24 protein-coding genes are annotated in these 26,907 nt (G+C 66.1%); 6 read left to right on the top strand and 18 right to left on the bottom strand.

Translation table 11 applies throughout. The features are described 5' to 3' along the window. Positions 1–3: 3 nt before the first annotated feature. The 8 genes from folP to ACN0SE_RS10780 all read right to left on the bottom strand — a co-directional run bounded on the left by folP (position 4) and on the right by ACN0SE_RS10780 (position 10,142). The gene (gene folP, locus ACN0SE_RS10815; RefSeq protein WP_417524527.1) at positions 4–1,023 is read right to left on the bottom strand and encodes a dihydropteroate synthase; all 1,020 of its coding nucleotides are present in this window, start codon (positions 1,021–1,023) and stop codon (positions 4–6) included. 27 nt (positions 1,024–1,050) lie between these two features. Then, positions 1,051–1,983, bottom strand: coding sequence for a dihydroneopterin aldolase (locus tag ACN0SE_RS10810; protein WP_417524525.1), 933 nt, complete (start codon positions 1,981–1,983; stop codon positions 1,051–1,053). Positions 1,984–2,090: 107 nt separating this feature from the next. Then, positions 2,091–2,732, bottom strand: a complete 642-nt coding sequence (locus tag ACN0SE_RS10805; RefSeq protein ID WP_417524524.1) for a cell wall hydrolase — start codon at positions 2,730–2,732, stop codon at positions 2,091–2,093. A gap of 176 nt (positions 2,733–2,908) precedes the next feature. Continuing rightward, positions 2,909–5,413, bottom strand: coding sequence for a putative PEP-binding protein (locus tag ACN0SE_RS10800; RefSeq protein WP_417524558.1), 2,505 nt, complete (start codon positions 5,411–5,413; stop codon positions 2,909–2,911). 210 nt (positions 5,414–5,623) lie between these two features. Beyond that, entirely contained in the window at positions 5,624–7,672 is a 2,049-nt protein-coding gene (glyS, locus tag ACN0SE_RS10795; RefSeq protein WP_417524523.1) for a glycine--tRNA ligase subunit beta, read from the bottom strand. Positions 7,673–7,753: 81 nt separating this feature from the next. Beyond that, positions 7,754–8,620 (bottom strand): DUF1206 domain-containing protein, encoded by an 867-nt coding sequence (locus ACN0SE_RS10790; RefSeq protein WP_417524522.1) that lies wholly within the window; start codon positions 8,618–8,620, stop codon positions 7,754–7,756. A gap of 50 nt (positions 8,621–8,670) precedes the next feature. Continuing rightward, positions 8,671–9,201, bottom strand: coding sequence for a DUF6446 family protein (locus ACN0SE_RS10785; protein WP_417524521.1), 531 nt, complete (start codon positions 9,199–9,201; stop codon positions 8,671–8,673). Continuing rightward, the gene (locus ACN0SE_RS10780) at positions 9,198–10,142 is read right to left on the bottom strand and encodes a glycine--tRNA ligase subunit alpha (protein WP_417524520.1); all 945 of its coding nucleotides are present in this window, start codon (positions 10,140–10,142) and stop codon (positions 9,198–9,200) included. Before ACN0SE_RS10780 ends, ACN0SE_RS10785 begins: the two co-directional genes overlap by 4 nt. Before the next feature lie 223 nt (positions 10,143–10,365). Between ACN0SE_RS10780 and ACN0SE_RS10775 the strand changes: the two genes are divergently transcribed. After that, positions 10,366–12,135, top strand: coding sequence for a trypsin-like peptidase domain-containing protein (locus ACN0SE_RS10775; RefSeq protein ID WP_417524519.1), 1,770 nt, complete (start codon positions 10,366–10,368; stop codon positions 12,133–12,135). A 117-nt stretch (positions 12,136–12,252) separates the two neighbouring features. On the opposite strand, the gene ACN0SE_RS10770 is transcribed toward ACN0SE_RS10775, so the two are convergent. Both ACN0SE_RS10770 and ACN0SE_RS10765 read right to left on the bottom strand, forming a co-directional pair. After that, on the bottom strand, positions 12,253–13,029 hold the full coding sequence (locus ACN0SE_RS10770; protein ID WP_417524518.1) for a VCBS repeat-containing protein: 777 nt from the start codon (positions 13,027–13,029) through the stop codon (positions 12,253–12,255). Further along, the gene (locus ACN0SE_RS10765) at positions 13,029–13,352 is read right to left on the bottom strand and encodes a 2Fe-2S iron-sulfur cluster-binding protein (RefSeq protein ID WP_417524517.1); all 324 of its coding nucleotides are present in this window, start codon (positions 13,350–13,352) and stop codon (positions 13,029–13,031) included. The genes ACN0SE_RS10770 and ACN0SE_RS10765 overlap by 1 nt, the downstream gene beginning before the upstream one ends. Positions 13,353–13,473: 121 nt before the next feature. On the opposite strand from ACN0SE_RS10765, the gene ACN0SE_RS10760 reads away from it, so the two are divergent. The 3 genes from ACN0SE_RS10760 to ACN0SE_RS10750 all read left to right on the top strand — a co-directional run bounded on the left by ACN0SE_RS10760 (position 13,474) and on the right by ACN0SE_RS10750 (position 14,887). Further along, positions 13,474–13,893, top strand: coding sequence for an OB-fold nucleic acid binding domain-containing protein (locus tag ACN0SE_RS10760; RefSeq protein ID WP_417524516.1), 420 nt, complete (start codon positions 13,474–13,476; stop codon positions 13,891–13,893). A 45-nt stretch (positions 13,894–13,938) separates the two neighbouring features. Further along, a complete protein-coding gene (locus ACN0SE_RS10755; protein WP_417524515.1) occupies positions 13,939–14,487 on the top strand; it encodes a peptidoglycan-binding domain-containing protein in 549 nt (182 codons plus the stop codon). Between the two features lie 193 nt (positions 14,488–14,680). Then, entirely contained in the window at positions 14,681–14,887 is a 207-nt protein-coding gene (locus tag ACN0SE_RS10750) for a cold-shock protein (RefSeq protein ID WP_417524514.1), read from the top strand. 162 nt (positions 14,888–15,049) lie between these two features. Here the strand turns inward: ACN0SE_RS10750 and ACN0SE_RS10745 are convergent, their stop codons facing one another. The 6 genes from ACN0SE_RS10745 to rpiA form a co-directional block, all read right to left on the bottom strand. Further along, positions 15,050–16,492 carry a DegQ family serine endoprotease gene (locus tag ACN0SE_RS10745; RefSeq protein WP_417524557.1) on the bottom strand — a complete coding sequence of 481 codons (1,443 nt, stop codon included), beginning with the start codon at positions 16,490–16,492 and terminating at the stop codon, positions 15,050–15,052. Positions 16,493–16,736: 244 nt separating this feature from the next. Then, a complete protein-coding gene (locus ACN0SE_RS10740) occupies positions 16,737–16,934 on the bottom strand; it encodes a DUF2065 domain-containing protein (protein WP_417524513.1) in 198 nt (65 codons plus the stop codon). After that, complete coding sequence (gene hflC / locus ACN0SE_RS10735) at positions 16,931–17,980, bottom strand: protease modulator HflC (protein WP_417524512.1); 1,050 nt, start codon at positions 17,978–17,980, stop codon at positions 16,931–16,933. The genes ACN0SE_RS10740 and hflC overlap by 4 nt, the downstream gene beginning before the upstream one ends. After that, positions 17,980–19,143, bottom strand: coding sequence for an FtsH protease activity modulator HflK (gene hflK / locus ACN0SE_RS10730; RefSeq protein ID WP_417524511.1), 1,164 nt, complete (start codon positions 19,141–19,143; stop codon positions 17,980–17,982). Before hflK ends, hflC begins: the two co-directional genes overlap by 1 nt. 70 nt (positions 19,144–19,213) lie before the next feature. Continuing rightward, positions 19,214–20,572, bottom strand: a complete 1,359-nt coding sequence (gene gor / locus ACN0SE_RS10725) for a glutathione-disulfide reductase (protein ID WP_417524510.1) — start codon at positions 20,570–20,572, stop codon at positions 19,214–19,216. Between the two features lie 10 nt (positions 20,573–20,582). Beyond that, entirely contained in the window at positions 20,583–21,383 is an 801-nt protein-coding gene (gene rpiA, locus ACN0SE_RS10720; RefSeq protein ID WP_417524509.1) for a ribose-5-phosphate isomerase RpiA, read from the bottom strand. Between the two features lie 237 nt (positions 21,384–21,620). Here rpiA and ACN0SE_RS10715 point away from each other — a divergent pair, with 237 nt between their 5' ends. Beyond that, positions 21,621–22,994, top strand: a complete 1,374-nt coding sequence (locus tag ACN0SE_RS10715; protein ID WP_417524508.1) for an L-serine ammonia-lyase — start codon at positions 21,621–21,623, stop codon at positions 22,992–22,994. Positions 22,995–23,063: 69 nt separating this feature from the next. On the opposite strand, the gene ACN0SE_RS10710 is transcribed toward ACN0SE_RS10715, so the two are convergent. Next, positions 23,064–25,154 carry a hypothetical protein gene (locus ACN0SE_RS10710; protein WP_417524507.1) on the bottom strand — a complete coding sequence of 697 codons (2,091 nt, stop codon included), beginning with the start codon at positions 25,152–25,154 and terminating at the stop codon, positions 23,064–23,066. A gap of 138 nt (positions 25,155–25,292) precedes the next feature. Between ACN0SE_RS10710 and ACN0SE_RS10705 the strand changes: the two genes are divergently transcribed. After that, complete coding sequence (locus tag ACN0SE_RS10705) at positions 25,293–25,988, top strand: thiamine diphosphokinase (RefSeq protein ID WP_417524506.1); 696 nt, start codon at positions 25,293–25,295, stop codon at positions 25,986–25,988. Here the strand turns inward: ACN0SE_RS10705 and ACN0SE_RS10700 are convergent. Then, on the bottom strand, positions 25,936–26,865 hold the full coding sequence (locus tag ACN0SE_RS10700; RefSeq protein WP_417524505.1) for a DMT family transporter: 930 nt from the start codon (positions 26,863–26,865) through the stop codon (positions 25,936–25,938). The two genes, ACN0SE_RS10705 and ACN0SE_RS10700, sit on opposite strands and share 53 nt — an antisense overlap. Positions 26,866–26,907: the final 42 nt, after the last annotated feature.

Genomic DNA, 26,907 nt, shown 5'->3' with positions numbered 1-26,907 from the left:
CTTCTAGAGCCCATCCTCGATCGCCAGCCAGAGCCGCAAGGCCTGTCTGGTTTCAGCCACATCATGAATTCTGAGGATCTGTGCGCCCTGCGCAACCCCGGCAAGGGCCACCGCCACCGAGCCCGGCATGCGGTCGCGGGCATTCGGCGCCTGGCCGATATCGCGGATCAGCCCCTTGCGCGAGACGCCCAGCAGCAAAGGCACGCCCAGTCCGTGAAACAGGCTCAACCCGGCCAGCAGCGCGAGGTTGTGGGTGTTGGTCTTGCCGAAGCCGATGCCGGGATCGGCGACGATCCTGTCGCGCAGGATGCCGGTGGCCTCGGCCAGGGCGATCTGCTCTGCCAGGAAATCATAGACCTCGAGCAGAACGTTGTCGTAGCGCGGGTCGTCCTGCATGGTCTGCGGCGTGCCCTTGGTGTGCATGATGCAGACCGGCAGGCCCGCCTCGGCACAGAACGGCGCAAGGCCCGCGTCGAAGGTGAAGCCAGAGACATCGTTGACCAGCGCCGCGCCGGCGCTTGCCGCCGCCTCGGCCACTGCCCGTTTGCGGGTGTCGATCGAGATCGGCAGGTCGACGGCATCCTTCAAGGCGGCAATCACCGGCGCCACCCGGTCGATCTCGGTGCCCTCTGGCACGTCGACCGCGCCGGGGCGGGTGCTTTCACCGCCGATGTCGATGATGTCGGCGCCGGCCTCGGCCATCTGCCGGCCATGGGCCAGAGCGGCCTCGATGCCGTCGTGGCGGCCGCCGTCGGAGAAGCTGTCAGGCGTGACGTTGAGGATGCCCATCAGCCGCGGACGGTCCATGCCCAGACCGGCAATCGGCGGGCGCGGCGCGCTCAGCGCCTGCAGCACGTCTTCGGGCAGGTCGCCTGCCGCCACGAAGCCCTGGCTGCCCTTGCGGGTCAGCCGCTCGGCCAGAACAAACCAGCCGGGGCCGCCGGCCAGAGGCACGGCCCCCTCCGGGCGAGGCCCGCCGCGCTGCAACAGCGGGCGGAAATATACGTCACGCGACACGGTCATGCCCTGTCCTTGGTCCAATCCTGCCGGTCATGCAAGCAGTGCAGATGCCGCATCGACGGCCCGGGCGCCGGGTCCAGCGGTTTCGGGCAGGTCTTCGCCGATGACGAGCAATTCCAGGGCATCGAGCTGCTCGGCCAGCCAGGCCGCCAGCGCCACGCTGTCGCGTGGCTGGGTCTTCGGGCCTTCGACGGCGTCGAGCACGATCTTCGAGGGCGCCCAGAGGCTTATCTGGTCGTGCTTCATGCCCCAATCGAGTTCGGTCCAACTGGTCACCACCACGCAGCGCGGATCGCGCGCCGCCAGCACCCAGCCGTTCTGCTCGATCGCCAGAAGGTCGACGCGGCGCTGCGCCAGCGGATGAGCGGCCTGCGGACGCGGACCATCGGGAAGTCCGACGCAGAGCACCGCCGGCGCCGCCTGCCCCGCCAGCCAGTCGAGCCAGCCCGGCAGGTTGGGCGACAAAATTGCGGCATTCGAAAGGTAGACCACGCGAGGATGCGGATGCTCCTCGGTGAGGGCCGCCACATGCTCGGGATCGACGTCGCCGCGGCTGCGCACGATCTCGACGCCAAGCGCGCCGGGGCCACGGTCGAGCTTTTCGATCCGCACGAAGACCCGCATTGCCTGCGGCTCCAGAAGGATGCGCTCGGCCACCCGCTCGGCCAGGGTCTCGAGCAGGTTCAGTCGTTCCTCGGCCAGTTCGTGGGCGATGGCCTCGGTCACCTTGTCATAGCTGAGGATGCGGTCGACGTCGTCGTCGACCCGGTCGCCGGCACGGGCGACCTCGACCACGACATTGAAACAGACCCGCTGGGTCAGCCCGCGCTCGGACTGAAAGGCGCCGATCTCGACCTCGACGATGTGATCGCGCAGAGATATCCGGTCGCGCGGCGCCTCGCCCTCGGTGGCGGCGGCGCGTTCCGACGGATGCGCGAATGCGAGATGGATGTCCTGACTCATCTTGAAGTTCCGGCTTTGGGTCTGCCGCCCGTCTCTAGCAGCTATCCTGCCGCGCTGGCAGACCCAAAACCGGCGGTTTCGCCCCGACGGGCGAACAGTCCCTGCAGTTATTTCTGCGAAAGACGGGTGTTTTCGCGGTAGAAGCGATGCACACCGATGGTGGTGGTATGGGCAAAGACCCGTGCCCAGTTCGGATTGACGGCGGTGGTATGATAGTAGGTCGCGCCATCGGTCAGCTTGGCCGGCATGCCGCTCAGCATGGCCTTGGCGATCTTGGCAACCCGGGCATAGGCCTTGGGATTGCTGACCTTCTCGGCATGGCCGTCGCAGGTATAGGTGAACTGGCAGGCATATTTCCGACCGGTGCCCTGGTTGATCACGCCACAGACCGTATCGGGGAACTTATTGCTCTCGACGCGGTTGAGAATGACCTCGGCAACGGCAACCTGGCCCTTGATGCTCTCGCCGCGCGCTTCGAAGTAGAGCGCTTCGGCCAGGCAGGAGAACTGCTCGCCACCTTTGCCGTTCGGCAGGCTCTTGAGCCAGGCCTCGTCGTAGGTGACAGTGCCGGCCTTGGCCGACTGGTTGGCGCCGAGCGCCCATTTGAGTGTGCCCTTGGGCACGGATTTGAGCCCCTGACGCTCCAGCTGGATCAGGCTACCGACCTCGTTCGGACGCAGTTCGGCACCGGCGTCGTGACCTGGGAGCCCCAGTACCACGGCCGCTAAAGCAGCAATTATCAGTCTCATACATTCCCTCACACGCGAAAGCCCGGACACGTCCCGGGCTGCTTGCAACTCGGGTTGTATAGACAAGAAGTGAATTTTCTTCTAGCGGCAGGCTGCCGCAGGGCAAAATTCCGCCGCAGTGCAACATCCGACAGGCGCGCACACACAAGACTGACCCTAGGGAAAAGGGCCTTCCGCTATATCTTGCCGCCCAACGCAAGCTGCGCTGCAGCAAGCCGCGCGACCGGAACGCGGAAGGGTGAACAGGAAACATAGGTGAATCCCATGTCCCGACAGATGGCAATCGATTCGGGGTTGCCGCCATGTTCGCCGCAGATCGACAGAACAACGTCTGGCCGCGCCTTGCGGCCGCGCTCGGCGCCGATCTGCAGAAGCTCGGCAACGCCGTCGGGATCGAGCACATGGAACGGGTCTTCGGCAAAGACCCCCTGCTTGACGTAATCCGACATGAAGCGCCCGGCATCGTCGCGCGACAGGCCATAGGTCATCTGTGTCAGGTCGTTTGTGCCGAAGCTGAGGAAATCGGTGTGACCGGCGATTTCCTCGGCGCGCAGCGCGGCGCGCGGCGTCTCGACCATCACCCCCAGCCGGTAGTCGAAGTCGCGCCCGGTCTCGTTGCGCACCGCAGCGGCCACGGCATCGACCCGTGTCTTGACGATCTCGACCTCGCGCCGGGCCGAGACCAGCGGGATCATGATTTCCGGCACCACCGGCGCCCCCTCGCGGCTGGCGGCAAGCGTCGCCTCGAAGATCGCACGGGCCTGCATGTCGTAGATCTCCGGCAGGGTGATCCCCAGCCGTACCCCGCGCATGCCCAGCATCGGGTTGTATTCGCTCAGGCTTTCCACCCGCCGCTCGACGTCGGACACCGGCAGGTCCAGCGCCTCGGCCAGCGCCCGCATGCCGGGCTTGTCAGACGGCAGGAACTCGTGCAGCGGCGGATCGAACAGCCGGATACAGACCGGCAGCCCCTGCATGATGCGGAAAAGCTCTATGAAGTCAGCGCGTTGCATCGGCAGCAACAGCTCGAGCGCGGCGCGGCGGTCCTCTGACGACTTGGCAAAGATCATCTCGCGCATGACGATCATCCGGTCGGTCTCAAAAAACATGTGCTCGGTGCGGCACAGCCCGATACCGTCGGCCTTGAAGTTGCGCGCGGTCTGAGCGTCCATCGACGTGTCGGCATTGGCGCGCACGTCGATGTCGCGTACCGCGTCGGCCCAGTCCATCAGCGTGGTAAAGCTCTCGTCCAGCGCCGCTTCGAGCATCGGCGGGCTGCCGGCCAGCACCTCGCCGGTGGCGCCGTCTATGGTGATGATGTCGCCTTCGCTCAGCACGCGGCCATCACTGGCCACCAGCCGCTTCTTGCGGACGTGAAAGGCCAGGCTGGCGGCGCCGACGATGCAGGGAATGCCCATGCCCCGGCCGATCACCGCGGCATGACTGGTCATGCCGCCGCGCTCGGTCAGCACGCCGACCGCCGCCTGCATGCCACGGATATCCTCGGGAGAGGTCTCGCGGCGCACCAGGATGCAGGGCTCGTCGCGCGCAGCGCTGGCTTGCGCGGCGGTGGCGGTAAAGACGATCTTGCCGGTGGCAGCCCCCGGGCTGGCAGCGACGCCATGGCCCAGGATGTCGCGCGGTGCATCGGGATCGATCTGACGGTGCAACAGCTCGCTCAGCGCCCGCGGCTCGACCCGCATCAGGGCCTCTTCGCGCGGAATGATCTTGTCCTGCGCCAGCGCCACGGCGATCCGCACCGCCGCCCGGTTCGAGCGGCGCACCCGCACGCCATCGAGCACATAGACCCGCCCGCCCTGAATGGTGAATTCGATCTGCATCTCGGCGCGCAGCTTGCGGCGCATGCGCTCGGCTATGCCGACGATCTCGGCAAAGGCCTCCGGCGCCACCTCTTCCAGCGAAGGCCCACGGTCGTCGCGCGCCAGAAACAACGCCTCGGCGGCACCAGAGAGCGCGTCGCGGCCCTGGCTCTGGCTCAGGTAGCGCCCGGTGATCTGACGCAGCCCGGTCTGGCTGTTGACCAGTTGCAGCACGCCGGATCCTGTCTCGCCATCGCGCGCCTCGGGGTGGCCGATGCCAAGCGCCATTTCCTGCACCACGAGGCCCAGCCCGGCATCCGCCGGCGCGCCCTTGGCCTGGCGTAACAGCCGCGCCGTCGTGCCTTCCCAGGCGCGGGCCATCGAGCGCAAGACCTGCGCCAGTTGCACCGCCGGGTCCTGGGGAAAGGGTTCCTCGGCCTCGTCCTCATAGGCGCGCAGCGCCTCTGACAGCGCCTGCGGCCCTTCGGAGGTGATCTCTTCGAACACATCCGGGTCGAGCCGCGCGACGTGCAGCGCGTAAGCCTCGACAAACCTTGCATAAAGCGCCGATGCGGCGTGGCGGCCCAGGGTATCGCACATCTCGACATAGCGGGCGTCGTTCATGCCGATGTTGAGGATCGCCCCCGGCCCGCCCCAGTCCGGGTCCTGGCTCGACGGCCGCACGCAAAGCAGCGCGCCCTCGGGGAAGGACGCAAGGATCGCCTTCATGTCGGGCATATGGCCGCTGGCGATGCCATGCACCGTATCGAAGGACAGCGCCACGGTCGGCGGCACCGGCATGTCGAGCCGCACCAGCCGCTGCAGACATTTCGCCCGCCCGCCGTGGGTATGGGCTTTCATCTGGGCCGTCGGCGTGATCGGCGTGATATCGGGATTGTCCTGAAGCAAGCGCGTGTCCTTTGCGTTGCACTGCAGCATAAGCGCCACCACGCATCGCACAAGCGTTAAACGTTGCTTTTCGGTGTACCTTTCACCACCCTAGGGCGTGAGCTGTCCCGCCACCGCCATGTCAGGCGCGCTGATGGTGGGCAGAGCTGCCCACCCTACGCGTCAGCCCTCGATGCTCCGCAGGTCGGCGACCGAGAGGCAGGCGGTGCGAATGCTCGACAACAGGTTCAGCCGGTTGCGACGCAGCACCGCGTTGTCGGAATTGACCTGCACCGCTTCGAAGAAGCCGTCGACCGCGCCGCGCAGCCCCGCCAGCGCCAGCATCGCCGCTTCGAAATCCTGCGCCTCGAGCGCTGTCTTGATCTTCGGCTCGGCGGCCTCCAGCGCGGAAAACAACGCCTTTTCCTCGGCTTCCTCGGCAAACTTGATGTCGCCGCCAAAGCTGTACTCGACCCCGTCCTTCTCTTCGGCCTGGGTCAGGATGTTGTTGGCGCGCTTGAAGCCCTGCAGCAGGTTCGCGCCATCCTCGGTGCCGAGGAAGCCCTGCAGCGCCTGCGCCCGTTTGACCAGCAGCGCCAGATCGTCGCTGCCCGGCATGGCGATGCAGGCGTCGATCACGTCGTGACGGATGCCCTGGTCTTTCAGGAAGACCTTGAGGCGGTCGTGGAAGAAGGAGAGGAGGTCATCGCCATAGGCCGCGTCGAAATGGGTCGACATCGGCAGTGTCAGATTGTTGTTCAAAATCAATCGGATCACCCCCAAAGCTGCCCGCCGCAGGGCGAATGGGTCCTTCGAGCCGGTGGGCTTTTCGTCGATCGCCCAGAAGCCGGTCAGCGTGTCGAGCTTGTCGGCCAGCGCCACGGTGACCGAGACCGGATCGGTCGGCACGTCGTCGGACGGGCCCAGCGGCGAGTAATGGTCGCGGCAGGCGTCGGCCACGGGCTGCGACAGCCCCGCTTCCATCGCGTAGTAGCGGCCCATGATCCCCTGCAATTCCGGGAATTCGTAGACCATCTCTGACGACAGGTCGGCCTTGGCCACCTTGGCCGCCAGTTCCGCCTCGTCGGCATCGGCGCCCACCACCGGCGCGATCTTCCGCGCCATGGCAGCTATGCGGGCGATGCGTTCGGCCTGGGAACCCAGCTTGTTGTGGAAGGTGACCTGAGCCAGCGGCGCCGCCATGCCCTCGAGACCCGCATCAGCAACTGCGCGCAAGTCGTTCTCCCAGAAGAACTTTGCATCCGACAGCCGGGCCGAGAGCACCTTCTGGTTGCCGGCGAGGATGGTGGCGCCGTTGTCGGCGGTCTCGCGGTTGGCGACGGTGACGAATTTTTCGATCCGGCCGGTCTTGGGGTTCTTCACCGAAAAGAACTTCTGGTGTTCCTTCATCGAGGTCTGCAACACCTCTGCCGGCAGCCCGAGGAAATCGGCGCCGATCTCGCCCATCAGCACCACCGGCCATTCCACCAGGCCGGCAACCTCGGCCAGCAGACCGCGATCCTCGACCACTTCCAGACCTTGGGAGAAGGCCGCGTTGGTGGCGTCGTTCCAGATATGATCGGCACGCTCGGCAGCGTCCAGCACCACATGCGCGCGCTTCAACTTTGCGGCGTAATCCTCGAAAGAGGTTACGGAAATCTCGTCAGGCGCCATGAAGCGGTGGCCGCGGGTGGTGGCGCCGGCACGGATGCCGTCGATCTCGAAGGGCACCACTTGGGCGCCGGCCTCATCGGTCAGCAGGCAGATCACCGAATGCAGCGGCCGCACCCAGCGCAAGGTTCCAGCGCCCCAGCGCATTGATTTGGGCCAGGGGAAGTTGCGGATCACGTCTTCCAGCACCTCGGCCACGATCTCACCCGCGGGCCGCCCCGGTTTGGTGATCGTGGCGAAATAGACCGCGCCTTTCGGCGTCTCGCGCTCTTCCAGCGCGTCGCGGCTGATGCCGGCCCCGCGCAGGAAGCCGTCGATTGCCTTGTCGGGCGCGCCCACCTTGGGGCCCTTGCGCTCTTCGCGCACCGTGGGGCTTTCGGTCAGAAGACCCTCGACCGTCAGCGCCAGCCGGCGCGGCGTGGAAAAGGCGGCGGCAGAGGCATAGGTCAGCCCGGCCTCGACCAGCCCCTCGGTCATCCGCTTTTTCAGGTCGTCGCAGGCGCGCGCCTGCATCCGCGCGGGAATTTCTTCGGAAAAGAGTTCGATAAGCAGGTCGGGCATGGGGTCACCGGGTGTTCTGTATCAACGCCCCGGTGCTTAAAGCCCCTGCCCCTGCACGGCAAGCCGATAGCGGCGAAAACCCTAGGCCATCTTCTGTTTGGCCTTGGCCTTGGCGGCCTGCGCCATGGTCTTGACGTCGCTGTCATAGTCGACGCCCGACACCACACGGTAGCGCGCCTCGACGAAGTTCTCGACACCGAAACCGATGATGCCAAGCGCGATGAAGCCCAGCAGGAAGCGACCGCCGGTCAGGCCCCGGATGTATTCCAGCGCACCGCCGATGCCCTTGGCGTTCGAGGGGTCGGAATTCAGCGCAGCGAAGAACAGGAAGACGCCGACGATCATCAGCACGATGCCGTAGCTCACGAAGCCCCAGCGCAGCAGCGGCTGCAGCTTGCGGGTCTTTTCGTTGCTCTCGATATAGCGTTTGTACTTCTTCTGCCAGCCCTTGAGGATGTAGTGCACCCCGGCCCCGAAAATCGCCAGAGCGGCGATGCCGACGATCCACTTGCCGCCGGGCATCTGCAGCACCTTGGCCGTCCAGTTCGAGGCACCAGAGCCTTCGCCACCGCCGGAGCTTCCGCCGATCCCCAGCGCCAGCGCCGCGATACCGGCGCCAAGCGCCATGTGGATGAGGCCGGTCACCACCAAGGCAAAGCGTTTCGCCATGCCCTCTTCGTCATCGCCGCGGCGCTCGAGATCGAACCAGGCGGCGATCAGCCGCCAGACGCCGTAGCAGACAAAGCCCAGCGCCACGAGCCAGAGCAGCACCTGACCGAAAGGCGCGCTGCGCAGGGTCTCGACGGCGCCCTTGGTGCCCTCGGTGGCCCCGCCCGACACGGCGGCCGAAAGCGTCAGCCCGCCAAGGATGAGATAGACGAGCCCGCGCGCCGAATAACCGGCGCGCATGACGGGGATGACCCAATCGGGTGCATTGCTTCGTGACATCGGCGTACCTCCTGTTGGGAGGTCAGCGCGCGAACGTCTACAATTGTTCCCTAGTTGGCGGAATTCTCGCGTGGGGGGCATTCCTCGCCCACCACGGTGCCGTCATAGGCCTTGTCGCCGCAGTCGTTCAGCTCGTGCCAGACATAGCCGCGGCCATCGTCGGTGACGGCAACCACCCGGTCGACACCATAGGCCACGTTCTTCTGGCTGAGAAAGGTCAACGCGCTGCCGGCCTGCAGCTCTTCGCCGATCGCCTCGGCGTCGAAGCAATCGAACCAGCCGGGCGCATTGCGCGGCTCGGCGGCCTCGTACAGCTCGTAGGTTTCGGTCAGCATGGCGAGGCTGTGGATGGTGGTGAAACAGGCGCGGTAGCGGATCGGCGAGCTGTCGGCGTCGATCGCCTCGAAATCCTCATACACAATGGGCTCCGGGCTGCCAGAGGTCAGCGAAACCAGTTGCACGTCATTCTGGCCGGTGGGAGCCACAGGCGAGTAAAAGGCGTAGATCTGCATGTAATAGAGCAGCGCACCAGCAACCAGGGCCACCATCACGATCACTCCTGCAATTATCTTGCCGCTCACTCCGCGGCCTCCACCACGTGACCGCCGGCCTCGGTCTGGACAAAGGCATCGGCGCAGGCCTTGGCCAGCGTCCGCACCCGGCCGATATAGGCCTGCCGTTCGGTGACCGAGATCACCCCGCGCGCGTCGAGCAGGTTGAAGATATGCGACGCCTTAATGCATTGGTCATAGGCCGGATGCGCCATGACGATGCGCTTGCCGGTCTTGGGGTCCTGATGCGGCTGGGCCAGGATGCGGGCGCATTCGGCCTCGGCCTCTTCGAAGTGGCGCAGCAACACCTCGGTGTCGGCCACGTCGAAGTTCCAGCGGGAGTATTCCTGCTCGGTCTGGCGGAAGACATCGCCATAAGCCAGCGCGATCGGCGCGTCGGGGTCGTTGTAGGGCATTTCCATCACGTGATCGACGCCCAGCACATACATCGCCAGCCGCTCGAGCCCGTAGGTCAGCTCGCCCGAGACCGGGTGGCAGTCGTGCCCGCCGACCTGCTGGAAATAGGTGAACTGGCTGACTTCCATGCCGTCGCACCAGACTTCCCATCCCAGACCCCAGGCGCCCAGCGTCGGGCTTTCCCAGTCGTCCTCGACAAAACGGATGTCATGCAACGTCATGTCGATGCCGATGGCCTCGAGCGAACCGAGGTACAGCTCCTGCAGGTCGGGCGGGCTGGGTTTGATCAGCACCTGGTACTGGTAATAGTGCTGCAGCCGGTTCGGGTTCTCGCCGTAGCGCCCATCGGTCGGGCGGCGCGAGGGCTGGACATAGGCCGCGGCCCAGGACTTCGATCCCAGCGCGCGCAGCGTGGTGGCCGGGTGAAAGGTGCCGGCGCCGACCTCCATGTCATAGGGTTGCAGCACGGCGCAGCCCTTGTCGGCCCAATAGGCCTGAAGACGCAGGATGATCTCCTGGAAAGAGCGCGGTTTGGCGGTGGTGTCGCGTTTCATGTCATGGCCCTTGCAAGCTTTGCGCCTGCTTAGGCGGATGCGGCGCGAGGGTCAATCAACCGGCCCCTGTCGGCAGCAATTAGTGCACTGTGGCAGCGCGGCAAGGTGGGTCTGACTATCCCGTGACAAAAGCGGAAATCCGCCATTTTCGGCTCGCAAGCCCGGCCCCATGAGCTACACTGTGCCGACACGAGCAATATGCAGGCCAGGACGACCACATCATATGACACGTTTGTTTTTCGCATCACTTTTCGCGCTGGTATTCTGCCTGCGCGCCGTCTCGGCTCAGGAGGACCGTGCCTGGATCCGGGTCGAGGCGCTGCCAAGCCTTCTCGAAGCCGAGGATCGCGTGCGCGACTACGCCGAGTTCCTGCCCAATGTGAACGGCTTTGCCATCGGCTCTGGCTGGTACGCGGTGGTTCTGGGCCCCTATGACACCCGCAATGCCGCCACCGGCGAGCTGCGCGTGCTGCGCGGCCAGGGCCGGATCCCGCGCGACAGTTTCGTGGTGACCACCAGCTCGCTGCAGCGGCAGTTCTGGCCGGTGGGCGCAGATGCCCAGTCGCCGACCCCGGCGGTCGAGACCTCTGACCTGCCCGAGAGCGACGAGACCGAGCAGGCCGAAGAGACCGCCCAGGACACCGTCGTCGACGAGACCCCGCAGGCCGAGCCCGAAGAGACAGTGGCCGAGGCCCGGCGCTCGGAAGCGCAGATGACCGGCCAGGAGAAACGCGATCTGCAGGTCGCCCTGCAATGGGCCGGCTTCTACAACGCCGCCATCGACGGCGCCTATGGTGCCGGCACCCGTCGCGCCATGGCCGCCTGGCAGGAGGCCAACGGCTTCGAGGCCACCGGCGTCATGACCACCCGCCAGCGCGCGCTGGCGCTGCAGAACTACAATGCGGTGCTCGACGGCATGGACCTGCAACTGGTGACCGACGACCGCGCCGGCATCGAGATGAGGGTGCCGCTGGGCGTGGTGAAGTTCGAGGCGCATGAATCGCCCTTTGCCCGCTATGTGCCCAGCGGCGATCTGCCGGCACAGGTGCTGCTGATCTCGCAGGAGGGCGACCAGCGCCGGCTCTTCGGCCTTTATGACATCCTCCAGACGCTGGAAGTGGTGCCGCTGGACGGCCCGCGCGAGCGCCGCAACAGCGGCTTTACCATCACCGGCACCAACAAGGACATCGTCTCGCATACCGAGGTGAGCCTGCGCGACGGCGAGATCAAGGGCTTCATGCTGGTCTGGCCCGCCGGTGACGAAGAGCGTCGCACCCGGGTGCTGCAGGAGATGTCCGACAGCTTCACCCGCATTCCCGGTGTGCTGCCTTCCGGCGTGGGGGTCGGTGACACCCAGTCCGTCGACCTGCTGTCAGGCCTGCAGATCCGCACGCCGCGGCTGTCGCGCACCGGGTTCTTTGTCTCGGACAACGGCACGGTCCTGACCACCACCGAGGCGGTCGACGGCTGCACCCGCATCACCCTCGACGGCAAGACCGAGGCGCGGGTCGCCAGCAGCGACGCGGCGCTGGGCATGGCGCTGCTGACGCCGGAAACCACGCTTGCCCCGCTGGAAGTGGCCGAGCTGGCCACCAGTGCGCCGCGACTGCAATCCGAGATCGCCGTCGCCGGGTTTTCCTATGAAGGCGTGCTGGGCGCGCCCTCGATGACCTTTGGCAAGCTGGTCGACCTGCGCGGTCTCGACGGCAACGAGGCGCGCGACCGGGTGTCGCTCAAGGCCCTTCCCGGCGATGCCGGCGGGCCGGTGATGGACCGCTCCGGCGCGGTGATCGGCATGTTGCTGCCGCGCGATGGCGAGGGGCGGACCCTACCGGAAGAGGTGAGCTTCTCGGTCGATGCCGGCGCTTTGCAGGCGGCGATGCGCAAGGCCGGTGTCTCGGTGCGCACGGCGCGCGGCGGGCCGGAGATGGCGCCCGAGGACCTGACCAACAAGGCGCGTGGCATGGCGGTGCTGGTCAGCTGCTGGGAGTGAGTGTGGGGCTTATGGCCCCTGTCTGAGGGGGTTTCGGGGGCGCTGCCCCCGGACCCCCGAGGGTATTTTCGGCAAGAGGAAGATGCGGGATCGGGCTCTTTTCGGGGCCCGATTTTTTTATGGCAGGGGGTGGCAGGCCAGCGCCCTGGTGAAGCTGGTGCGGTCTTGGTGGGGGCCGAGGGGGGTGGCGGTGAGGGTCTGGCCCGAGAGGCGGACGGAGACCACCTGGCGCCAGGTGGCGTCGGCGAGAATGATCTCGGGGCCCTGGCCACAGTCGCGCAGGCCGCCGGCGATGTCGCGCTCGCCGATGCGGTGGTTGGTCACGCCTTGCAGCGAGGCTACTTCGGTGAGGGTCTCGTCCTCGGTGAAGCGCCAGACGCGGAGGACCTTGGCCAGATGTGGCCGGTCGACATAGGCGATCTCCATGCGGCCATCACCGTCGAGATCGGCAGCGCCCAGCGGGGCCAGCCAGCGAAACCGTGTGCCGATGAAGGGCGTGCTGGCGATGCGTTGCAGGGTGTCGTCGGTGAGCGCCCAGACCGCGAGCCGGGCGCCCTTGTCGCGGTGGCTTTCGACCACGATGATCTCGGCAGGCCCCTGCCCGTCGAGTTGCGCCAGCCGCGGGGCGACGTCTTCGAAGACCAGCGTCTCGGGCAGCTGCGCGGTCAGCTGCCGCGGGCCGCAGGTGACGCTGAGCGCGCCCCATTCCAGGTCGTCGCCCAGCACGCCATGGGGATAGCGGTCGGTCGGGGCGCCGTAGCTGGCCTGCAAATCGTCACATCCCGCCGCCCGGTCCTGCGCCGCGGCAGCCCCGGCGAGACACAGGCCCGCCGCCAGCCAGACGCCGCGGGCGGAGGCCCGGCACAGGCGCAGCGGCGGGCGCGGCGCTTTCATCAGATCTGCTTTTCGGGCATCTGGACGACCAGGCCGTCGAGCGCGTCGGAGACCTTGATCTGGCAGGTCAGCCGCGACCGCTCGGGATCGGGCTCATAGGCGAAATCCAGCATGTCCTCTTCCATCGCATCCTTCTCGGGCAGCTTGTCGAGCCAGGCCGTGTCGACATAGACGTGGCAGGTCGAACAGGCGCAGGCGCCGCCGCAATCGGCCTCGATGCCGGGGATGTTGTTGTCGCGCGCGCCTTCCATCACGGTCAGCCCGTTGGCCACCTCGACCTCGTGCTTGGTGCCGTTGTGCTCGACATAGGTGATCTTTGCCATTCCTGAACCTCTTTGGAATCTCGACTTGGTGTTAGCAAAGCCTCTTATGGTGTTTCATCCCCTTTTGCGACCCCGGCTCTTGCAACTTGCGGTGAGAAGAAAATGTTCTATATTCGTTCTCATGCAAATCCTTCGCTCCTCCTCTCTCTCCCAGGCCCGTGACAGCTGGCCGCGCCCGCCTTCGGCCTTGCAGGCGTCGCGGCTGGACGAGCCGCCGCAGGGCGCGCGCGTCACCGTGGCTGGGCTGGTGATCCTGCGGCAGCGGCCGGGCACTGCCAAGGGGGTGATCTTCATCACGCTCGAGGACGAGACCGGGGTGGTCAATGTCATCGTCTGGCGCAAGCTCTACGAGCGGTTTCGCCGTGCGGTCATCGCCGGGCGGATGCTGCGCGTCACCGGGCGGCTGCAGCGCGAGGCCGGCGTCACCCATGTGATCGCCGAGGAGGTCGAGGATATCTCGGCCATGCTCGACAGTCTTCTCGATGTCACAGATGCCGACGAAGTTTCCGCCCCCCTTCCCGGCCCGGATCAAAGACGCTAGTCTCGCCGCCGAAACGCTCCGTCAGAGAGCCAGAGGCAGACGCAGATGATCCACCGCACCGCATTCCTCAGGGCCTGCGCCGCGCCGCTTGGCGTGGGGCTCTGTCTTGCGCTCACGGCCTGCGCCCCGGTGCCGGAGACCCCGACCCGTTTCGCATTCACCGCGCTGGAACAGGCCCGGGTGCCCGCCCCCGCCGGCGCCCGCCCCGGCAGCTGCTGGGCGCGCGACGTGACCCCGGCGGTGATCGAGACCCGCACCGCCCAGGTGCTGGAACAGCCCGCCATCCTCAACACCGACGGCTCGCTGCTGGCGCCGGCGATCTATTCCACCGAAATCCGCCAGGAGATCGTCACCCCGCGCAAGGAATATGTCTTCGAGACGCTCTGCGCCGAGGAGATCACGCCCGAGTTCATCGCCTCGTTGCAGCGCGCGCTGCAGGCGCGCGGGCGCTACGACGGGCCGATCTCTGGCGCGATCAACCCCGAGACCGAGGCGGCGCTGCGGCTCTATCAGCGCGCCCAAGGTGTCGAGACCGCGCTACTGACCATCGCCACCGCCCGCGATCTGGGGCTGGCGGCCGTCGAGCGGAACTGACCGCCGGCAGTGTTCCGCCGCGTCACGAGAATAAAGATAGACAGACCCACCGCAGCCTGTCACAAGGGCCGGGCTACGTTACCTCAGTCGATCCTCTGCTTTCCCTTCACGGACCTCAGCGAACTCGATACCGGCCGACCGCGCCACGCTGTTGCACTTCCGCGAACAGGTTGAAAACACTAGGAGACACACGATGGCCAATGGCACCGTGAAATGGTTCAACTCTACCAAAGGCTTCGGCTTCATTGCACCCGAATCGGGCGGCAAGGACGTCTTTGTCCACATTTCCGCCGTCGAGCGCGCAGGCCTGACCTCGCTGAACGACGACCAGAAAGTGACCTTCGACATCGAATCCGGCCGTGACGGTCGTGAGTCGGCGTCGAACCTTCAGCTCGCCTGAACCACGGGTTCACCGGAGTTCGGAACGGGGCGCCTTCGGGCGCCCTTTTTCTTTGCGTGATGCCCTGCTTTCTTTGCGCGATGCCCTGCGGTCGGCCCCTGTCGGATACGAAAAAGGGCGCCCCGCAGGACGCCCTTTCCCAAATCGAGAAGTGCCGAAGGCCTATTCGTCGAGGCCCAGCGCCACGAAGCGCGGGTCACCGGCGCGGCGCACCAGCAACAGCAGCGACTTGCGGCCGGCTTCGCGGGCGGCGTCGATCTGCTCTTCCAGCGCGGCGATGTCGGTCACCTTCTGCTGGCCGGCCTCGGTGATCACGTCACCGGCGCGCAGGCCCTTCTCATAGGCTTCGGACACCTCGTCCACATCGGTGACCACCAAGCCCTCGGCGCTGGCCGGCAGCTCGAGCTGTTCGCGCAGCGTGTCGTCGAGCGGCGAGATCGTCAGCCCGAGGATCATCACCTCGGCAGGCGCATCGGTGGTGTCATCCATCGGCTGCGAGGCCGGCACGGCGGCGCCTTCAGCCTCTTCGCGACGGCCGAGCGTCACCTTGAGCGTCTGGGTCTTGCCATCGCGGTTGACCACCACAAGCACGGCCTTGCCGACGGTGGTATTGCCGACCTGGCGCACCAGCGAGCGGGTGTCGGTCACGTCGCGGCCGTCGAACTTGACGATGACGTCACCAGCTTCCATGCCGGCGTCGCGGGCCGGGCCTTCGGGCACATCGGTGACCAGCGCGCCCGAGGTCGAGGCAAGCCCCATCGCCTCGGCCACGTCGTCGGTCACGTCCTGAATGCGCACGCCCAGCCAGCCGCGGCGGGTTTCGCCGAATTCCTTGAGCTGGTCGACAACCTTGGTCACCACGTTCGATGCCATCGAGAACCCGATGCCGATCGAGCCGCCGTTGGGCGACAGGATCGCGGTGTTCACGCCGATCACCTGTCCATCCAGGTTGAACAGCGGACCGCCAGAGTTGCCACGGTTGATCGCGGCGTCGGTCTGGATGTAGTCGTCATAGGTGCCCGACAGCGCCCGGTTACGGGCCGAGACGATCCCGGCCGAGACCGAGAACCCCTGCCCCAGCGGGTTGCCCATTGCGATGACCCAGTCGCCGACGCGGGCGGTGTCGCTGTCACCGAAGCTGACGAAGGGCAGCGCCGTCTCGGCCTCGACCTTGAGCAGCGCGATGTCGGTCTTGGGATCGGTGCCGATCACCTCTGCCGGCAGCTCCTGGCCGCCGAAGAACTCGATCAGAATCTCGTCGGCGCCTTCGATGACGTGGTTGTTGGTGACCACGAAACCGTCTTCGGAAATCACAAAGCCCGAACCCAGCGCCGAGGACCGGCGCGGCCGGTCACCCTGACCGCCACGGTCCTGGAATTCGCGGAAGAAATCCTCGAAGGGCGAGCCTTCGGGCACGATGCCCTGCGGGCCGGTGCGGCCGGCCACGGTGGTCGAGGTGGTGATGTTGACCACGGCGGGGCTGATCCGCTCGGCCAGGTCGGCAAAGCTGTCGGGCGTGCGCGCGGCCACGGCCAGCGCCTGGGTCAGCACGAACATCACCGTCAGGCCGATCATCCACGCCATGCGCAGGCGCAGCGGATGCATCCCGGCCTCTGCCGTCGTGGAAATTGCGTTGAACTGGGGTCTCAAGTCAAAAACTCCTCCTGTTTGACCGCGGGGCGGCGGCCCTTTGCCCGAATAACTCTTTCCAATCTAGGTACTCAAAAGCCACAGGCAAAGGAACTCTCGCGCCATCAACGCGCTGTGACTTGATCGTGAAGAGCCTAGCATATCCGCCGCCGGCGAAAAGATCACATCCTCGGCAGAAGCGCGTGGGAGTGCGGGCGGTTCACGCGCCCAGCGTCTTGCCGATCCAGACCAGCACGACGCCAAGGCCCAGCGCCATCAGACCGACGTTGCGACGCTGCGCCTCCGGCAGCGTGCGCAGGGTCTCAAGCAGATGCTCCACAAGCGAAGGGGCCAGCGCATAGGCCAGCCCCTCCACGATCAATACCAGCCCGAGGGCCAGGAACGCGGTCTCGATCATTGAGTCGCGGTCTCGTCCACAGGCTCTTCTGCGGGTTCCTCGGCCGGCTCTTCCACCTGGGCTTCGGGCGCTTCCGGGGCTGCAGGCGCCTCGGCTTCGGGCGCTTGTGCCTCGGCCTCTGCCTCTGCGTCACGGGCGGCACTGGCCGCGGCAAGCGCGGTGTCGGCCTGGGCGCCGGTGTCCGATTTCAGGTAGTTGAAGAAATCGCTGTCGGGCGACAGGACCATGGTCGAGTTGCCGCTTTGCAGCGCGCGCTGGTAGGCGGCGAGCGACCGGTAGAACTCAAAGAATTCAGGGTCTTCGCCAAAGGCCGCGGCAAAGATGCCGGTCCGGCGCGCATCGGCCTCGCCTCGGATGATCTCGGCCTGGCGGGCGGCGTCCGAGGTCAGTTCGACCACGGTCCGATCCGCCTGGGCGCGCACCCGTTGCGCGGCCTCGTTACCGCGGGCGCGTTCGTCGGTCGCTTCCCTCTCCCGCTCGGCGCGCATCCGTTCAAACGTGGCGTCGAGGTTTTCCGCCGGCAGGTCGGTGCGCTTGAGCCGCACGTCGATCAACTCGAGCCCCAGCGCGCTGGCGTCCTTCAAGGCACCATTGCGAATCCGCAGCATCAGCGCCGCCCGATCAGACGACAGGATGTCGTTGGAGGACACCGAACCGAGGATTTCCCGGGTCTGCGACCGCAGGATCGAATCGAGCCGGCGCCCGGCCACCTCGATGGCGATGTCGCCACCGGCACCGGTGGCTTCGCGGAACTTGTTCACATCGGCGATGCGATAGCGCGCAAAGGCGTCGACCACGAGACGACGATCATCAAGCGGCGTCACCTCGAGAGGGTCGACATCGCGCGACAGGATGCGGTCGTCATAGCGCACAACGTCCTGAATGAGCGGCAGCTTGAAGCTGAGGCCCGGCTCTTCCTTGACCGCGACGACGCGGCCGAATTGCAGCACCAGCGCCTTTTCACGTTCGTCGACGATGAAGACCGACGACAGCGCCACCACGACGGCGATAACGACGACGGGCAGCAGATAGGTGGTTTTCCGCATCAGTTGGACCCTCCGTTGGTGGTGTTGCGACGCAGCTCGTTGAGCGGCAGGTAAGGCACGACGCCCTGACCGTTGCCGTTGTTTTCATCGAGGATGATCTTGTCGACGCGGCCCAGAACCTCTTCCATGGTCTCGAGGTAGAGACGGCGACGGGTCACTTCCGGTGCCTTCTGGTATTCCGACAACACGGCCGAGAAGCGGCTGGCTTCACCTTCCGCCTCGTTGACCACCTTGGCGCGATAGCCTTCGGCCTCTTCCAGAAGCTGCGCGGCTTCACCGCGGGCCTCGGCGAGCACCCGGTTGGCATAGGCGTCGGCGACGTTCTGCAAGCTGGCACGCTCCTGCTCGGCGGCCTGGACGTCGCGGAAGGCCGCGATCACCGAGGCCGGCGGGTCGGCCTTGTCAAAGTTCACCCGGACGATGTTGACGCCACTGTCGTAGCTGTCGAGCGTCGACTGGATCAGTTCCTGCAGGCGCGAGGCAATGACGCCCCGGTCCCGGTTGAGGATCGGCGCGAGGTCGGATTGCGCGATGATCTCGCGCATCGCCGATTCAGACACCGCGCGAATGGTCTGTTGCGGTTCGCGCAGGTTGAACAGGAATTGCGCCGGGTCGTTGATGTTCCAGACCACCTGGAAATCAATGTCGACGATGTTCTCGTCGCCGGTCAGCATCAGGCCGGCTTCGCCACCGCGGCCGCCAACGCCGATATCCTCGGTCTGTTCGCGGGTCACCGGGATGACCTCGGCGGTGACAAACGGCCAGGGCGCAAAGTTCAGACCGGGGCCGCCGGTGCTGGAATAATCGCCCAGAAACAGCTCGACCGATTGTTCCTCGGGCTTGACGGTATAGAAGCTCGCCATCCCCCAGAGGATCACCGCGCCGAGAATGCCGAGACCGATGGTGCCCCGGGTGAACATCGGGCCATTGCCCCTGCCCCCGCCGGTGCCGCCGCCGTTGGGCCGGATGGTGCCACCGCGCCCGCCCATGAGCACGCGCAGCTGCTCCTGGCCCTTTTTCATCAACTCGTCGATCTCGGGGATCTGCGGGGTCTCGCCCTCACCGGGGCGACGTCCGCCGCCCTTGTTGCCGCCAGAACCGCGCCCGTCGCCACCCGAGCCGCCGGAGCCACCGCCCCAGGGTCCGCCAGAATTGCCTGCCATGTCCGCTCTTCCCTTCAGGTTCGCTTCATACCTCGTCCACTCCCTTAAGTCGGGGAGCGGCGCTCTGTTTTCAACCCGTGCGCACCGGTGTACGCATGGTCACCATCTCTTCGGACATGGTCGGGTGTACCGCCACGGTCCGATCGAAATCCTCTTTCGTCGCGCCCATCTTGACCGCGATGCCCGCCAGCTGGATCATCTCGCCGGCCTGCGGCGCCACGATGTGGCAGCCCAGTACCTTGCGGGTTTTCTGGCTGACCACCAGCTTCATCATCACCCGATCGCTCTTGCCGATAAAGGCAGTCTGCATCGGCCGGAACGAGGTGCAATAGACCTCGATCGGCTCGCGCTCGCGCGCAACCTCTTCCGACAGGCCGACGGTGCCCATCTCGGGCTGGGTGAAGATCGCGCTGGGGATCAGCTCGTGATCGACCGGCGTCGGGTTGCCCTTGAACACCGTCTCGACAAAGGCCATGCCCTCTCGGATCGCCACCGGGGTCAGGTTGGCCCGGTTGGTCACGTCGCCGATGGCATAGACCGAAGGCACCGCCGTCTGGCTGTATTCATCGACCTCGATCTCGCCGTGACGGCCAAGCTTGACGCCGATCTCTTCCAGACCGAGATCCCTGGAATTCGGCGCCCGGCCGGTGGCGAACATCACCTGATCGACGGTGTATTCCTGGCCGTTGGTGGCCTTGACCCAGATGCCGCCCTCGACCTTCTTCATCTCGAGCACATTGGTGCCGAGGTGCAGGTCGACGCCGTTCTGGATCATCTCTTCCGAGACCAGCCCGCGCGCTTCTTCGTCAAAGCCGCGCAGGATCTGCGCGCCGCGATAGAACTGCGTGGTCTTCACGCCCAAGCCATTCATGATGCAGGCAAATTCGCAGGCGATATAGCCGCCGCCGACGATCAGCATGCTCTTGGGCAGGGTCTCGAGGTGGAAAATCTCGTTCGAGGTGATCGCCAGCTCGGCACCCGGGATATCCGGACGCACCGGCCAGCCGCCGGTGGCCACGAGGATGTGCTTGGCGGTCTTCTGCTCGCCGGTCGAAAGCTCGACGGTATGCGGATCGACGATCTTGGCGCGGGCATCAAAGGTCTCGACACCGTTGTTCGACAGGATCTTGCGATAGACCCCTTCCAGCCGGTCAAGCTCGGACTCCATGGTGCCGCGGAACTTGGGCCAGTCGAAGCCGCCCGCCATCATCGTCCAGCCATAGTCCTGGGCTTCCTTGGCGGCGACGCCGTAGCCCGAGGCAAAGACCATCAGCTTTTTCGGGACGCAGCCACGCTGCACGCAGGTTCCGCCGTAGCGGTCTTCTTCGGCCAGTCCCACCTTGGCGCCGGTTTCGCCAGCCGCAACCCGCGCGGCGCGAACGCCACCGGAGCCGCCACCGATGACAAACAGGTCGTAGTCAAAATCCATGAAGGGTCCCTTAATCGCGTTTCCAATCGCCGAGGTCGGCGAACATGTTCTCGTTTTCGACAAAATCGAGCCGCTCGTTCTCGGTTTCGCCGGTGTTGATGTCGCGCAGCTCGATGCGACCGTCGCCAAAACCGACGATCACGGTATCGCAGATATCCACGAACAGCCCGTTTTCAACGACCCCGGGGATCTGGTTGAGCACCAGCGACAATTGCCGCGGGTCGCCGATCCGGCCGAGATGCAGGTCGAGGATGTGGTTGCCCTCGTCGGTGACATAGGGCGCATCGCCGGTCATTCGCAGGGTCGAATTGCGCCCCATCACGTCCATCGAGACCAGCATTTCCTCGATCAGCGCCTGTGTCGTGGGCCAGCCAAAGGGGATCACCTCGACCGGCAGAGGGAAGGCGCCCAGATGTTCGACCCGCTTGGCGGCATCGGCGATCACCACCATCTGGTCGCTGGCGGTCGCGACGATCTTTTCCTGCAACAGCGCGCCGCCGCCGCCCTTGATCAGGTTGAAATCCCCATCGAATTCATCGGCGCCGTCGATGGTGACATCCAGCCAGCGCGCCTCGTCGAGGCTGATGACGGTGATGCCGACCTCGCGGGCCAGCTCGGCGGTGCGGGTCGAGGTCGGCACGCCGCGAAAGCGCAGCCCCTCCTCGCGCACCCGCTCTCCCAGGCACCGCACCAGCCAGGCGGCGGTCGAGCCGGTTCCCAGCCCCACCCGCATGCCGTCCTCGACGATATCTGACGCGCGTTTGGCGGCGACGAACTTGGCCTTGTCGATCGGCGACAATTCTCCGGACATGATCAGCGACTCCCTCAAGCTTCGCGGAGTTATAGGAAATCGCCGGTGGGGTTGCGAGACCGTTTCGGCAGGCATTTCCCCGGATTCGTGCAGTTTTGCGTGAGGTTTGCGCCCTTCGGGCAAGTCAGCGCGACCGGAACGCCGGCAAAGACGTCGTTTTCCGGCCTTGGAATTTGCAGCAGGGCCTGTACCACTCGCCGCAAGAGCCAGCCAAATCGGCCTGAGGAGAGTGCCACGATGTTTCTGTCGGTCTTCGAGATGTTCAAGGTGGGCATCGGCCCGTCGTCCTCGCATACCATGGGGCCGATGGTGGCCGCCGCCCGCTTTCTCGACGCGATGCGCGCCTCTCCGTTCGAATTCAAGGGGTTGAGCGCCACACTTCACGGCTCTCTGGCATTTACCGGCGTCGGCCATGCCACCGACCGCGCCACCATCCTCGGGCTCGCGGGCTTCACCCCGGAAAGCTATGAGGCCGAGCGCGCCGATGCCGAGTTGGCGCGCATTCAGGCCGAGAAAACCATTTTACCCGAGGGGCTTGGCACGCTGGCCTTTGATCCGAAGGCCGATCTGGTCTTTGACTTCGGCCCCAACCTGCCGGGACATGCCAATGGCATGGTGCTGCGCGCCAAGGATGCCCAGGGCGACGTGATCCTGTCGGAGACCTATTACTCCATCGGCGGCGGTTTCGTGGTGACCGAGGCCGAGCTGGCCGAGGGCCGCGACAAGGACGATGGCCCGCCAGTGCCCTTCCCCTTCAAGTCCGCCGCGGAAATGCTTGAAATGGCGAAGATTTCAGGCAAGACCATCGCCGAGATGAAACGCGCCAACGAGATCTCGCGCGGGGGGCACGACCGGCTGGAAAAGGGCATCGACCGGATCTGGCAGGTGATGAACGACTGCATCGACCGCGGGCTGACCAGCGGCGGCATTCTTCCCGGCGGTCTGAACGTGCGGCGGCGGGCGCAGAACATCCATGAGGCGCTGCTGGCCGAGCGCGGCCGAAACCTCTCGGCGCCGCATACGATCAACGACTGGATGAGCGCCTATGCCATGGCGGTGAACGAGGAGAATGCCGCCGGAAACCAGGTGGTTACCGCGCCGACGAATGGCGCGGCCGGCGTCGTGCCGGCAGTGATCCGCTACTGGCTGGACCATGTGCCGGGTGCCTATCGCGCCGGGGTGCCGGACTTCCTGCTGACCGCCTCGGCGATTGGCGGGCTGGTGAAATACAACGCCTCGATCTCCGGTGCCGAGGCCGGCTGCCAAGCCGAGGTCGGCTCGGCCGCCGCCATGGCCGCTGCCGGGCTGTGCGCGGTGATGAAGGGCACGCCGGAACAGATTGAGAATGCGGCAGAAATCGCGTTGGAGCATCACCTCGGCATGACCTGTGACCCGGTCAAGGGACTGGTCCAGGTGCCCTGCATCGAACGTAACGGCCTCGGCGCGATCAAGGCGGTCTCGGCCGCCAGCCTGGCGCTGCGCGGCGACGGTCATCACTTCGTGCCGCTCGACGCGGTGATCGAGACGATGCGACAGACCGGCGCCGACATGCATGAAAAGTACAAGGAAACCTCCTTGGGCGGACTTGCAGTCAACGTGCCAAACTGCTGATCTAGCGCCATTATCCAACAAAAAAGGCCGGAGCAGATGCTCCGGCCTTTTGTCTGGTATCTGCAAGCCTTATCCGACGGCGCGATCCTTGGGACGGTAGCCGATGCTGTCGGAAACAGCGAAGCGGCCGCCCTGCACCTTCTCGATCTTGCCGTCGCGCAGCAGCTGGCCGAAGCTGCGCAGACGGTCCTCGCGGCTGGTGTCGCTGGCTTCGACCTGGCGCACCTTGGTCATCAGCTGCGGGCGCGAGAACTCGTCGCGGCCCTCGACAAAGGACATGTAGGCGGCGGCGGCTTCGAGCAGTTCGGGCAGACGATGGGCGCCCACCTCTTCGGCGAAGTCCGCAAACCCGCCGGCGCTGTCATCCGCCTCCTGTTCGACCGGCATCGAGACGCGGCGCGGGCGGACCGTCTGTGCGACGGCAGCGGCGGCGGGCTCTTCCCGGGTCGGCAGATCGACGCGCTGTTCGGCCACCAGTTTGAGCGGGGCGACACGCTTGAGCTCGGTCTCGGGCTCGGCCGCGGTGGCACGGCGCGGGCGGACCGCAGCGGCCAAGTCATCGCGATAGGCACCGCGGGGGTCGTGACCCTCGTCGCTACCCATCCCCTTGGAGCGGTCGGCGCGGGTGGCGGCAACGGCGGCGCGAAGATGCGCGATGGCGTTGCGGCGCGAGCGGCCTTCGGGCTCCTGCAGCTGCTCATCGGTGGCGGCCAGCAGCCGCGAGACATCACCCTCTTCCTCGGCAAAGCTGTCGCGACGGTCGCGGCGGGCCATGGCGCGCACCGCGCGCTGGGTGTCCTCGACCACGTCGGAAATCTCGAGCGCGGTTTCCTCGGAGATCGGGGTCTCTTCGGGTTCTGCGGGCTCGGCTGCTTCGACTTTCGGCGTCTCCAGCTCGGCTTCCACCTCGGCCAGTTCGCGCATCAGCTCGGCCTCGTCGTCCTGCGACAGGGTGCTGGGCGGGGTGTCGACGGCGCGGCGCTTGACCTTGATCACGCGCACCGGGCGGCGCGGAGCCACACGGCGCGGCGCGACCGGGGCGGTCTCGCCGGGCGCCTCGGCTTGTGCTTCGGGCGCGTCGTCGGCCTCGGCTTGCACTTCGGCAGCTTCGGCTTCTTCCTCGGACGCTTCGGCAGCTTCAACCTGCTCCTCTTCGGCGGCCTCTTCTTCCACCACCGGGGTCTCTTCGGTCGCTTCCACGGCCTCTTCGAGCATTTCAGGCTTCTGCGGCGCCAGGTCTTCGATGCCGTCGAGGCTGATCTCGACCGGCGCCTCTTCCATCGCCGGGGTCTCGATCAGAGTGTCTTCGGCGTCGCCGGAGGTGAGCGTCGACATGATGTTGCCGATCACCGGGTCGCTGTCGCTTCCGGCGGCGATGTCAGGGGTTTCGACGGCTTCGACCTCGGGGGCCTCGGCTGTCTCTTCCTCGATCTCGGCCTCTTCCACCACCGGCGCTTCGGCCTTGGGCTTCGAGGCGGCCGAGGAGACGACCGCACGGATGCGGGCCAGCTTGTCGGCGATCGATTCGGGCATGCGGTCGGGCTTGGCGGCCTCGACAGCGGAATCGTCGACCTCCACCTTGGCCGGGGCCGCGATCTCTGCTGCGGGGGCTTCCTCTTCGGCGGCCTCCTCAGCGGGGGCTTCGGCCTCTTCGGCCGCGGCTTCCTCTGCGTCGTAGAGGTCCAGCGCGGCGGCCATGGTCTCGAGCTCTTCGTCGAGATCGGCATCGCTCACCGTGTCCGAGACGGCGGGGGCCGGTTCGGGCTGTGCTTCGGGGGTCTCTTCGACCTGCGCTGCGACCTCAGCCTGGGGCTCGGCCTCGGGCTCGGGCGCTTCCGGCTCCGCTTGCTGGACCGGCTCTTGCTGCACGGGCTCGGGCGCCGTCTCGGCCTCGGCCACGGCGGCCAGCGAGGGGCGCAGCACGATGCCGTCATCCTCGAAGCGGGCCTCCACGCGGCGGGAGATTTCCTTTTCCGCGATCCGCGCCAGCATTTCGGCGTCGGGCGTTGGCGGCTCGGCTCCGAAATACCGGTCATCCGCCGCGAGGTCGCGGAAGTATTCCGCAATTGCCTTCATGGTCTCGAAGGATTCGTCGAACCCTTCCAACGTGCACGAGAATGTGCCGTAAGAGACGGTCAGGATTTTATTTGTCTGTACCATCGGATGCTCGCCTTCCAAATACCTGCAAGGTCATGTTTATCATGATGGTCCCGGCCAAAGCGGCCCGAATCTGTGCAAGTGAGCGTATCATTTCGTGACTAGATTGTGACCTTTCTCCCGGAATACGGCTAAAAAGCCATGAATGACCCCCTGATTTCCGCATCAGAGCCGATCCTGCTGGCTGGCGGCGGCGAATTTCGCCACGCCGACTTGGTACTGGCGCAAACCTGGGCACGGCGCGCGGTGGCGGCGGATGGCGGCGCGACGGTTCTGCTGCGCCATGGGGTGGTGCCGGAGGCGGTGATCGGCGATTTCGACTCGCTGCCAGAGGCGACGCGGGCGGCGCTGCGCCCCGGCATCCTGCATCACATCGCCGAGCAGGACAGCACCGATTTCGACAAATGCCTGCGCAATATCAAGGCGCCGCTGATCCTGGGCCTGGGGTTTCTGGGCGCGCGGGTGGATCACCAGCTTTCGGTGTTCAACCGGCTGGCGGCGCGGCCGGACCGGCCCTGCATCCTGATCGGGCGCGAGGACGTGGTGTTTCATGCGCCGCCCCGGCTGACGCTGGAACTGGCGGTGGGCACACGGGTCTCGCTCTTTCCGATGCAGCTGGTCACCGGGCAGAGCACCGGGCTGCGCTGGCCGATCGGCGGGCTGGACTTTGCGCCGGGGGGCCGGGTCGGCACCTCGAACGAGTCCTCGGAGCCCCGGGTCGATCTGGCGATGGACGGGCCCGGCATGCTGGTGATCCTGCCGCGCGACTGTCTGGCTGCGGCGGTCAGGGCTGTTCAAGCACAGGGGCCCGCGCCATCGACCGTTCGCGGAGGATGATGTAGAGCCCCGCCGCCATGGTCACGCAGATGCCGAGGAACGCCAGCTCGTTGGGCAGATCGGCAAAGATCAGCCAGCCGAAGAACACCGCCACAGGGATCTCGAGGTATTGCATCGGCGCGACGGTGGCCGAGGGCGCGTAGCGCAGGCTCCAGGTCATCAAGAGGTGCGCCGCGGTGCCGGTGATGCCCACGGCGGCGAGCAGCAGCACCTCGGTCTGGTCGAGCGTAACGTAGGTCAGGCCGGCGCCGCCGCCATGCACCAGCAGCGACAAGGGGATCAGCACCGCGGTGGCCATGGCGCCGTTGATTGCCTGCATCGAGATCGGATCGGTTTCGCGCGCGATCTGACGGGTGACCAGCATGAAGAGCGCAAAGATCACCGCCACCAGAAGCGGCAGCAGCGCCGGCCAGCCGACATCGGCAAAGGTCGGCTGCACCACCATAAGCGTGCCGACAAAGCCCACGGCACAGGCCCAGGCGCGGCGGGCGCCGATCTCTTCGCCCAGGACGTAGTGACCGAGCAACAGCATCAGGAAGGGCATGACATAGGCAATCGCCATGGCCTCGGCCAGCGGCAGATAGCGCAGCGAGGCAAAGACCGCGGCAATGCCCGCCATGTGCAGGAAGGCGCGCAGCCAGGCCAGTCGGAAGACCCGCCGCGACATGTGCCAGGAGCGGCCGGTGGCGACAACAAGACCGGCCAGCACCACCGCCTGGATCACGAAGCGGATGGTGAGAATCTCCAGCAGCGGCACCGTCTCGCCCAGCAGCTTGACGATGGCATCACCGAGCGGCGCCAGCACGCAGAAGCCCAGCATCAGGAGAATGCCGAGGAAAGGATTGTCCTGAGACTCGGGGGATGTCTTGCGCGTCATGATTGCAAGCTTGGCCGATGCTTCCCGCCGGGGCAATGATGC

The sequence above is a fragment of the Marinovum sp. genome, assembly GCF_048263515.1.
In the GTDB taxonomy this organism is placed as follows: domain Bacteria; phylum Pseudomonadota; class Alphaproteobacteria; order Rhodobacterales; family Rhodobacteraceae; genus Marinovum.
The sequence above is the reverse complement of the archived record's forward strand: the minus strand, read 5'-3'. Positions and strand labels throughout refer to the sequence as shown.

Excerpts from the sequence above, each read along its gene's own strand:
- folP (WP_417524527.1), bottom strand. The coding sequence starts at position 1,023 with ATGACCGTGTCGCGTGACGTATATTTCCGCCCGCTGTTGCAGCGCGGC.
- ACN0SE_RS10805 (WP_417524524.1), bottom strand. The coding sequence starts at position 2,732 with ATGAGACTGATAATTGCTGCTTTAGCGGCCGTGGTACTGGGGCTCCCA.
- hflK (WP_417524511.1), bottom strand. The coding sequence starts at position 19,143 with ATGGCAGGCAATTCTGGCGGACCCTGGGGCGGTGGCTCCGGCGGCTCG.
- rpiA (WP_417524509.1), bottom strand. The coding sequence starts at position 21,383 with ATGTCCGGAGAATTGTCGCCGATCGACAAGGCCAAGTTCGTCGCCGCC.
- ACN0SE_RS10705 (WP_417524506.1), top strand. The coding sequence starts at position 25,293 with ATGAATGACCCCCTGATTTCCGCATCAGAGCCGATCCTGCTGGCTGGC.
- ACN0SE_RS10770 (WP_417524518.1), bottom strand. The coding sequence starts at position 13,029 with ATGAAAGCGCCGCGCCCGCCGCTGCGCCTGTGCCGGGCCTCCGCCCGC.
- ACN0SE_RS10765 (WP_417524517.1), bottom strand. The coding sequence starts at position 13,352 with ATGGCAAAGATCACCTATGTCGAGCACAACGGCACCAAGCACGAGGTC.
- ACN0SE_RS10700 (WP_417524505.1), bottom strand. The coding sequence starts at position 26,865 with ATGACGCGCAAGACATCCCCCGAGTCTCAGGACAATCCTTTCCTCGGC.
- ACN0SE_RS10715 (WP_417524508.1), top strand. The coding sequence starts at position 21,621 with ATGTTTCTGTCGGTCTTCGAGATGTTCAAGGTGGGCATCGGCCCGTCG.
- ACN0SE_RS10740 (WP_417524513.1), bottom strand. The coding sequence starts at position 16,934 with ATGATCGAGACCGCGTTCCTGGCCCTCGGGCTGGTATTGATCGTGGAG.
- ACN0SE_RS10810 (WP_417524525.1), bottom strand. The coding sequence starts at position 1,983 with ATGAGTCAGGACATCCATCTCGCATTCGCGCATCCGTCGGAACGCGCC.
- ACN0SE_RS10775 (WP_417524519.1), top strand. The coding sequence starts at position 10,366 with ATGACACGTTTGTTTTTCGCATCACTTTTCGCGCTGGTATTCTGCCTG.
- ACN0SE_RS10800 (WP_417524558.1), bottom strand. The coding sequence starts at position 5,413 with ATGAAAGCCCATACCCACGGCGGGCGGGCGAAATGTCTGCAGCGGCTG.
- ACN0SE_RS10790 (WP_417524522.1), bottom strand. The coding sequence starts at position 8,620 with ATGTCACGAAGCAATGCACCCGATTGGGTCATCCCCGTCATGCGCGCC.
- glyS (WP_417524523.1), bottom strand. The coding sequence starts at position 7,672 with ATGCCCGACCTGCTTATCGAACTCTTTTCCGAAGAAATTCCCGCGCGG.
- gor (WP_417524510.1), bottom strand. The coding sequence starts at position 20,572 with ATGGATTTTGACTACGACCTGTTTGTCATCGGTGGCGGCTCCGGTGGC.
- ACN0SE_RS10745 (WP_417524557.1), bottom strand. The coding sequence starts at position 16,492 with ATGCATCCGCTGCGCCTGCGCATGGCGTGGATGATCGGCCTGACGGTG.
- ACN0SE_RS10780 (WP_417524520.1), bottom strand. The coding sequence starts at position 10,142 with ATGAAACGCGACACCACCGCCAAACCGCGCTCTTTCCAGGAGATCATC.
- hflC (WP_417524512.1), bottom strand. The coding sequence starts at position 17,980 with ATGCGGAAAACCACCTATCTGCTGCCCGTCGTCGTTATCGCCGTCGTG.
- ACN0SE_RS10755 (WP_417524515.1), top strand. The coding sequence starts at position 13,939 with ATGATCCACCGCACCGCATTCCTCAGGGCCTGCGCCGCGCCGCTTGGC.
- ACN0SE_RS10760 (WP_417524516.1), top strand. The coding sequence starts at position 13,474 with ATGCAAATCCTTCGCTCCTCCTCTCTCTCCCAGGCCCGTGACAGCTGG.
- ACN0SE_RS10710 (WP_417524507.1), bottom strand. The coding sequence starts at position 25,154 with ATGGTACAGACAAATAAAATCCTGACCGTCTCTTACGGCACATTCTCG.
- ACN0SE_RS10750 (WP_417524514.1), top strand. The coding sequence starts at position 14,681 with ATGGCCAATGGCACCGTGAAATGGTTCAACTCTACCAAAGGCTTCGGC.